The sequence below is a fragment of the Streptomyces mesophilus genome (assembly GCF_011044995.1).
Classification (GTDB): Bacteria; Actinomycetota; Actinomycetes; order Streptomycetales; family Streptomycetaceae; genus Streptomyces; species Streptomyces mesophilus.
Map to the genome: position 1 here is coordinate 1 of NZ_JAAKZW010000319.1, position 7,481 is coordinate 7,481.

General features: G+C 71.6%; 8 protein-coding genes and 1 pseudogene. 3 read left to right on the forward strand and 6 right to left on the reverse strand.

What is annotated here, in order from left to right:
* From G6045_RS41025 to sigE, 3 genes and pseudogenes are all read right to left on the reverse strand, one after another.
* Positions 1-274, reverse strand: a pseudogene (locus G6045_RS41025) (hypothetical protein); the annotation flags it as partial.
* A 930-nt stretch (positions 275-1,204) separates the two neighbouring features.
* Positions 1,205-2,155, reverse strand: a complete 951-nt coding sequence (locus G6045_RS37850) for an anti-sigma factor family protein (RefSeq protein ID WP_165336778.1) — start codon at positions 2,153-2,155, stop codon at positions 1,205-1,207.
* A complete protein-coding gene (sigE, locus tag G6045_RS37855; RefSeq protein ID WP_165336782.1) occupies positions 2,152-2,847 on the reverse strand; it encodes an RNA polymerase sigma factor SigE in 696 nt (231 codons plus the stop codon). The genes G6045_RS37850 and sigE overlap by 4 nt, the downstream gene beginning before the upstream one ends.
* A 325-nt stretch (positions 2,848-3,172) precedes the next feature.
* Here sigE and G6045_RS37860 point away from each other — a divergent pair, with 325 nt between their 5' ends.
* A complete protein-coding gene (locus G6045_RS37860) occupies positions 3,173-3,847 on the forward strand; it encodes an O-methyltransferase (protein ID WP_165336783.1) in 675 nt (224 codons plus the stop codon).
* A 114-nt stretch (positions 3,848-3,961) separates the two neighbouring features.
* Here the strand turns inward: G6045_RS37860 and G6045_RS37865 are convergent, their stop codons facing one another.
* Complete coding sequence (locus G6045_RS37865) at positions 3,962-4,129, reverse strand: DUF3117 domain-containing protein (protein ID WP_003966491.1); 168 nt, start codon at positions 4,127-4,129, stop codon at positions 3,962-3,964.
* A 343-nt stretch (positions 4,130-4,472) separates the two neighbouring features.
* Between G6045_RS37865 and chcB the strand changes: the two genes are divergently transcribed.
* Positions 4,473-5,273 carry a 2-cyclohexenylcarbonyl CoA isomerase gene (gene chcB / locus G6045_RS37870; protein WP_165336779.1) on the forward strand — a complete coding sequence of 267 codons (801 nt, stop codon included), beginning with the start codon at positions 4,473-4,475 and terminating at the stop codon, positions 5,271-5,273.
* Positions 5,274-5,320: 47 nt separating this feature from the next.
* Here chcB and G6045_RS37875 read toward each other — a convergent pair whose 3' ends face one another.
* Positions 5,321-5,902, reverse strand: a complete 582-nt coding sequence (locus tag G6045_RS37875; protein WP_165336780.1) for a DNA-3-methyladenine glycosylase I — start codon at positions 5,900-5,902, stop codon at positions 5,321-5,323.
* Positions 5,899-6,471 (reverse strand): DivIVA domain-containing protein, encoded by a 573-nt coding sequence (locus tag G6045_RS41785; RefSeq protein WP_235968561.1) that lies wholly within the window; start codon positions 6,469-6,471, stop codon positions 5,899-5,901. The genes G6045_RS37875 and G6045_RS41785 overlap by 4 nt, the downstream gene beginning before the upstream one ends.
* Positions 6,472-6,525: 54 nt before the next feature.
* On the opposite strand from G6045_RS41785, the gene folP reads away from it, so the two are divergent.
* Entirely contained in the window at positions 6,526-7,395 is an 870-nt protein-coding gene (gene folP / locus G6045_RS37885; RefSeq protein WP_165336781.1) for a dihydropteroate synthase, read from the forward strand.
* Positions 7,396-7,481: the final 86 nt, after the last annotated feature.

A 7,481-nucleotide genomic window follows, 5' to 3' on the forward strand; every position in this document is an offset into this window, starting at 1 on the left:
GGTGGGGGTGTGCCGCGGTCCGGTGGGGCTGGGGTGCGCTCGGCTGCTGAGGTATCTGGGCGCCGTGCGGCTGCGGGGCGTGAGGCGGGACATGGGCTGCCGGGGCAGGGCCGGCGTGGGTCGGAGCGGCCGGCGCGGGGGCGCCTTGGGCCGGGGGTATCTGCGCGCCGGGTATCGGCTGCGGGGCCTGGGCGCTCTGCGGATACGCGGCGGGCGCACCGTGCACCGGCGCCGCACCCTGCGGCACGACCGTGCCCTGAGCCGGAGTGGCCACCGGGTGCTGCACGGGCGGCGCGGGCGCCCAGGGGCCGGGGCCTCCGTAGGGCGGCGTGCTGTAGGGGTCGGGGTCGTGCAGCGGACTCGGCCGGTCGGCCGGGGCGGGCGCCCCGGATCCGGCAGAGACGGCGGGAGCGGGCGACGCGGCAGGTTCAGCGGGCGCGGGCGGCACAGCAGGAGCGGGTGACGCGGCAGGTTCGGCGGCGGAAGGTGCCGCGGCTTCGTCCGGGACCATGGACGCACCCGTCCCGGTCACCCGGTCGGCACCACCGGAAACGGGCCCAACGGCCGTCTCCGCGGCATGACTTACCCCAGTGCCTCTGGCCACCGCATCCTCGGAACCCGAGACACCCGAGACACTTGAGCCATCCGAAGCAGGCGGGGCATCCGAAGCCGTTGGAGCACTCGGGGCTCCCGAAGCATCCGAGACACTCGGGACTTCCTGAGCACCCGAAGCACCCGAGGCACCCGGGGCTCCCTGAGTACCCAAGACACCCGGCCCTCCCTGCGCATCCAAAACACCCGAAGCGCCCGGAACCTCCGGAGCACTCAACGGATAGTCGCCGTCCGAGGCAGACCCCTCGCCACCGGGCACCGCGTCCCGCACCGCATCCTGGGCGGTATCCGCCGGCGCGGGCTCATCGGAACTCCGGGGCCGGCTCCACCACTTCGCCTTGGACCCGGTGGGCTTCCCCTCGTCCATGCCTCTCCCCACGCAGCGTTCGGCGTCTCGTCCCCGCACCCTCAGGCGCGGGCCACACACGAGGTCCCCGGCCGACGCGGTCCACGGGAAGGAACCGCCGTACACGACACGTCCCTCGCCCGGATCCGCCCCGCCAGGCGCAACCCCCAACAGGGATACCCACCTCTCGGCGGCGATCCCACCCGGGATTCAACCAGGTGCACCGGCGAGCGGTCAGCGGCAGGGTCAGCGGGCGGGCAGCGAAAGTCCGGCGACAGGGGACGGGCTGGGCGCGGCGGTCTCGTCCGGCACGGCGGTCTGCCCCGGCACAACGGAGCTCTCCCCGACAGGAGGCAGCGGTGAGTACGGAACGGTGGCGGCGACCGGACGTATCAGCGGAGGGAGCACCGAGGAGCGGTTGAGTATCGGGGAGGCGAGCGGCAGTTGCCGCTGTCCCGTCATGCCGGGCACACCCGGAGCGGACACCCCGGGGGAGGCGACCGGCGCGGCCAGCCTGCCCGGCGCCTGGGCCCCGACGCTCTGCGCACCGCCGCGCCGCCGACTCGAGTCGGCCGCGGTGGCCGCACCCTGGGTGCGCTGCGGTGAGGCATTGGCCCGGCCCCGCGCCTCGGCGGTGTCGGCGGGCACTCCGGTGGAGACCCCGCCGAGCGCGATCGCGGCCAGCGAGACCGCACCTGCGGCCGCGAAGGCGAAGCGCCGCCCGCGCGAGGCCGCCGCACGCTCGGCGCCGCTGCGGCCGACTTCGTGGATACGGAACCCGCCCGCGCGATCGCCGCCGGGCAGCATGCCGCCGCGGCCGCCGGACGGCGCGTACGAGAACGTGTCGGCGCGCAGCCCGAAGCCGCCGTCGCGCGCACCGAACACACCGTCGGAGAGCGGGCGGCCGAAGGGATCGCCCTGGTCCACGGAACCGCCCGGGCCTCCTGACTCGGACAGGCCTTGCAGCCGTGCGAGGAAACTCTCGGACGGCGGGGGCGGTGCGACCTCGGCGAAGAAGGTTTTCAGACGGCGCTGCGCATCGGCTTCTGCCTTGCACTTGGCGCAGGTCGCGAGATGGGCGAGGACCCGCTCGCGGGTGTCATGGCCCAGTTCGCCGTCCACCAGGGCGGCGAGCCGGTCTCCCAGATGCTGCTCGGCAAGATGCCGCTCGGCAGGGTTGAGCCGTGATCCACTCACGCGGTCGCGCCCCCTCCCCCCAGAGCCGGCACACCGACGACCGCGAGAGAACGGCGCTCGGCGCGGGCTTCGGGAGACCGGTGCTGCAGGGCCTTGCGGAGCTGCGAGCGGCCGCGGTGGATCCGGCTGCGCACGGTGCCGAGCTTCACGCCGAGTGTCGCGGCGATCTCCTCGTACGAGAGTCCTTCGATGTCGCACAGGACGACCGCGGCGCGGAATTCGGGCGCGAGGGTGTCGAGGGCCTGCTGGACGTCCGCGTCGAAATGCGTGTCGTTGAAGACCTGCTGCGGGTTGGGCTCACGGCTGGGCAGCCGCTCGGCCGCGTCGTCGCCGAGCGCGTCGAAACGGATGCGCTGCCGTCGGCGGACCATGTCCAGGAACAGATTGGTGGTGATGCGGTGCAGCCAGCCCTCGAAGGTGCCGGGCGTATAGGTGGACAGCGAGCGGAAGACGCGGACGAAGACTTCCTGGGTGAGGTCCTCGGCGTCGTGCTGGTTGCCCGTCAGGCGATAGGCGAGGCGGTAGACGCGTCCGCTGTGCGTGCTGACGATCTCCTCCCAGCTGGGCGGAGTCCACGCCTGGGATTCCGCATCGGCGGCAAAGGTCGCGGTCTGTGCGGAAACGGCGGAGTGGTCAGCAGTGTCGGTCACGGATTTCGGCTCGCCCGCCGACCTGAGGAAGCGGCGCTTGATTCGCGCCATCGTTCCGAGGTCACCGGTCGTAGCCGCACCTCCCCTGTCGGCTCTGGTGGTGTCCAGTGGAGCCCCTACCATAGCCACCTCGCCTGTTAGCTCAGGATAAGAGTCTTTACGAGAATTTGAAGATCGTGGAGAAGATCGCGGACGGGTTCGCCCCGGCCGTTCGTACGCTTCGTCCCCCAGGTCCATTTCATTCCCCCCGTCCTGTGGCGCCAGAACTTCCCGAGGGGCCCCCTCGCCCCCGCACCTGCCCGTACACCGCTTTCAACGCCCAGCCCCATCAGCAGGTTCCCGGCCCAGCGGATACAGTCACGGCCAGATACATACGGGGAGACAGGAGAGGGTCATTACCGGCAACCGGCAGCCGACTTCGGCTTTTGCCGACGCTTTCGTCGCGGAGGACGAGGCGCTGCTCTGGGCGCGCGAGCGCGCGCGCGAGGCGGGGCTGCGTGCGGTGTCTCCCGCGACCGGCGCCGCGCTGCGGATGCTGGCCGCCACGGTCGGCGCCAAATCGGTGGCCGAAATCGGTACCGGCACCGGTGTGTCCGGAATCCATCTCCTGGGCGGCATGCGCCTCGACGGGGTCCTGACCACGGTCGACCCCGAGCCCGAGCGCCAGCAGTTCGCGCGCACCGCGGTGCGCGCGGCCGGCTTCGCGAGCAACCGGGCGCGGTTCATCCCGGGGCGCGCGCTCGACGTACTGCCGCGGCTCGCGGACAGCGGATACGACCTGGTCTTCTGCGACGGCGACCGCACCGAGTCCCTGGACTACCTCGCTGAATCGTTGCGCCTGCTGCGGCCCGGCGGCCTCGTCGTGTTCGAGGGCGTCTTCGCCGACGGGCGCACGGTCGACTCGGGACCCCAGCCGGTCGAGGTCCTGCGGCTGCGGGAGCTGCTGCGGACCGTACGGGAGAGCCCGGAGCTGGTGCCGTCGGTGCTGCCGGTGGGCGACGGACTGCTGTGCGCGGTGAAGCGCGCGGTGGCGGCGGGCTGACCTGCGTCGGGCCCGGTGTACGGGGCCGACTGCCCGGTCCCGTAACCCCCACTCAAAAAACACCGCCCCGGCACTTGTTAGTGTGCCGGGGCGGTGAAAATGGTGGACGTTACGTCAGCCGACGACCTTCTTCAGGGCGTCGCCGAGCGCATCGGCCTCATCGGGAGTCAGCTCGACGACAAGTCGCCCTCCGCCTTCGAGCGGAACGCGCATGACGATGCCCCGCCCCTCCTTGGTCACCTCGAGCGGGCCGTCGCCCGTTCGCGGCTTCATGGCCGCCATGCTCGTTCCCCTTCCTGAAACCAGCTCACGCAGCCGACAACCCAGGTGTCACCGGCATCGAACACATTGCTTCCAAGCCATTATCCCGCATCAACAGACCCGATGACCAACATCAGTCGGCATCGCTTGCGCAACGCGCTTGAGCAAAACCACTCAATTCGGCGATGTGACTGCGATACTGCTCCGCTTCCCGGCCCTCGGCAGACATGAATTCTTTGACGCACGTCACATGCCGGGACCCATACCCCGGGTGATCCGTCTGGGCCATGCTGTCCCCTGACGCATGCGCCGTGACGGTACGTGCGCGTTTACCTGTTCATACGTAACGAGGGGACGGACCTCCATGGCCGACACCGTGCTCTACGAGGTGGGCGACGGGCTCGCCACGATCACGCTGAACCGTCCCGAGGCGATGAACGCGATGAACACGGAGGCGAAGGTCGCCCTGCGCGATGCCGTGCAGGCAGCGGCCGCGGACCCCTCCGTACGGGCCGTGCTTCTCACCGCGACCGGGCGTGCCTTCTGTGTGGGGCAGGACCTCAAGGAGCACATCGGGTCGCTCACGGCGGACCGCGAGTCGGGCAGCGGGCAGACGATGTCGACGGTGCGTGAGCACTACAACCCGATCGTGCGGGCGCTCACCGAGATGCCGAAGCCGGTCGTGGCGGGGGTGAACGGGGTCGCGGCGGGGGCCGGATTCGGCTTCGCGCTCGCGGCGGACTACCGGATCGTGGCGGAGACCGCGTCCTTCAACACCTCGTTCGCGGGCGTCGCCCTGACCGCCGACTCGGGGGTCTCCTGGACGCTGCCGAAACTGATCGGGCCCGGGCGCGCCGCGGATCTGCTGCTCTTCCCTCGTACGGTGAAGGCGCAGGAGGCGTACGAGCTGGGGATCGCGAACCGGCTGGTGCCGGCGGAGTCGCTGGCGGCGGAGGCGGAGGCGGTCGCGCGGACCCTGGCCTCCGGGCCGACCGTCGCTTACTCGGCGCTCAAGGAGTCGCTGGCTTTCGGGGCCTCGCACTCGCTGGCCGAGACGCTGGAGAAGGAGGACGAGCTCCAGACGCGGGCGGGTGCGTCGGAGGATCACGCGATCGCGGTGCGGGCGTTCATCGCCAAGGAGAAGCCCGAGTATCTGGGGCGGTAGGGGTGCCGGGCGGGCCGGGGGTTAGCCTCCGGCCGGGCGGACGGGAGTCAGCCCCGGCCGCGTGCCACGCACTCCGTCAGATGGTCGTCCACCAGCCCGCATGCCTGCATGAGTGCGTACGCCGTCGTCGGTCCCACGAAGCGCAGGCCCCGTTTCTTCAGCGCCTTGGACAGGGCCGTCGATTCGTCCGTGATCGCGGGTACGTCCGCCAGGGTGCGCGGGGCCTTGTGTGCGGCCGGGTCGGGGGCGAAGGACCAGATGAACTCGTCCAGTTCGCCCGGGGACCAGGCCGCGAGGGCCCGTGCGTTGGCCAGGGTGGCCTCGATCTTGGCGCGGTTGCGGATGATGCCCGCGTCCGCGAGGAGCCGCTGCGCGTCCGCGTCCGTGAAGGCCGCGACCGCCTCGATCCGGAAGTCGGCGAAGGCCTTACGGAAGTTCTCGCGGCGGCGCAGGATCGTGATCCAGGACAGGCCCGACTGGAAGGCCTCCAGGCTCAGGCGTTCGTAGAGCGCGTCGTCGCCGTGGACCGGGCGGCCCCACTCCTCGTCGTGGTACGCGACGTAGTCCTCGGTCGACAGGGCCCAGGGGCAGCGCAGCGCGCCGTCCTGGCCGGCCAGCGCGCCGCTCAATGCCTCGGTCCTTCCGGGGAGTCGGGGCCGCCGGCCGGCGGGCTCCACGGGTCGAACTCGTCGTCCTCGTCCGCCCGGGCGGCTCCCGCTTCCTCAGGACGCGTCCACCCGGCTTCCGCGGGCTCCGGGGGCTCCGGCTCCGCGGGCGCCTCGGCCACCACGGCCGTGGCCCCGGTCGCATAGCTCTGCGGCGCCTTGTCGAAGAGCCCCGGGCCTGTCGGGGGCGCGGCCTGGACGCCGGCGAGCGAGCGTTCCAGCTGGGCGATGCGTGCGTCCCGCTCCGCGAGTTCGGCGCCGAGGCGGGACAGGGCGTCGTCCACGTCGGCCATGCGGTAGCCGCGTACGGCCGTCGGCAGGCGCAGGGCCTCGACGTCGGCGCGGCCGAGGGGGCGGTCCGCGGGGAGCGGGTCGATCAGGTACTGGGGCGGCGCCTCGGGCAGCACGCCGTCCTCGGAGCCGCCGAGCACGGCGAGCGTGACCGCGGCGACCACCACGACCAGCGCGATGAGCAGGAACCAGAACACGGCGACTCCCCGACTGCAGAAACTGTCCGGCTCCGATCGTGCCATGCGCGACTGACAGTTAAGGTCGCAGGCGACCGATGCGCGACGGAGGAGATGACGATGGCAAGGCCGCTGAGGCTCGGACGGCGCGAGTTCGGCCCGTACGAGCCGGTGATCATGGCGATCGTCAACCGGACTCCCGACTCCTTCTACGACCAGGGCGCCACGTTCCACGACGAGCCCGCGCTCGCCCGTGTCGAGCAGGCCATCGCCGAGGGTGCTCAGATCGTGGACATCGGCGGGGTCAAGGCCGGGCCCGGCGAAGAGGTCACGGCCGAGGAGGAGGCGCGGCGCACGGTCGGGTTCGTGGCCGAGGTGCGGCGCCGTTTCCCCGACGTGACCATCAGCGTGGACACCTGGCGGCACGAGGTCGGCGAGGCGGTCTGCGAGGCGGGTGCCGATCTGCTCAACGATGCGTGGGGCGGGGTCGATCCGAAGCTCGCGGAGGTCGCGGCACGTTACGGGGTCGGGCTCGTGTGCACGCATGCGGGTGGCGCGGAGCCGCGGACGCGGCCGCACCGGATCGCGTACGAGGACGTGATGGCCGACATTCTCAAGGTGACCGTCGGGCTTGCGGAGCGGGCGCTGGAGTTGGGGGTGCCGCGGGAGTCGATTCTGATCGATCCCGGGCACGACTTCGGCAAGAACACGCGGCACAGTCTGGAGGCCACGCGCAGGCTCGGGGAGATGGTGGGGAGCGGGTGGCCCGTGCTCGTGTCGCTGTCCAACAAGGACTTCGTGGGCGAGACGTTGGACAGGCCTGTGAAGGAGCGGGTTGTCGGGACGTTGGCGACGACTGCGGTGTCGGCGTGGTTGGGGGCGCAGGTGTATCGGGTGCATGAGGTGGGTGAGACGCGGCAGGTGCTCGACATGGTGGCGGCGATTGCTGGGCATCGTGCTCCGGCGGTGGCTCGGCGGGGGTTGGCCTGAGCTTGTCGTAGCTCGCGTCCCGTTTCCTGGGGGCTCTGCCCCCGGACCCCCGCTGGGGGCTTCGCCCCCCGGCCCCCGTTTTTGGG

Coding starts and splice junctions, on each gene's coding strand:
- G6045_RS37865 (WP_003966491.1), bottom strand. CDS start 4,129: ATGGCGGCCATGAAGCCGCGAACGGGCGACGGCCCGCTCGAGGTGACC.
- chcB (WP_165336779.1), top strand. CDS start 4,473: ATGGCCGACACCGTGCTCTACGAGGTGGGCGACGGGCTCGCCACGATC.
- G6045_RS41785 (WP_235968561.1), bottom strand. CDS start 6,471: ATGGCACGATCGGAGCCGGACAGTTTCTGCAGTCGGGGAGTCGCCGTG.
- folP (WP_165336781.1), top strand. CDS start 6,526: ATGGCAAGGCCGCTGAGGCTCGGACGGCGCGAGTTCGGCCCGTACGAG.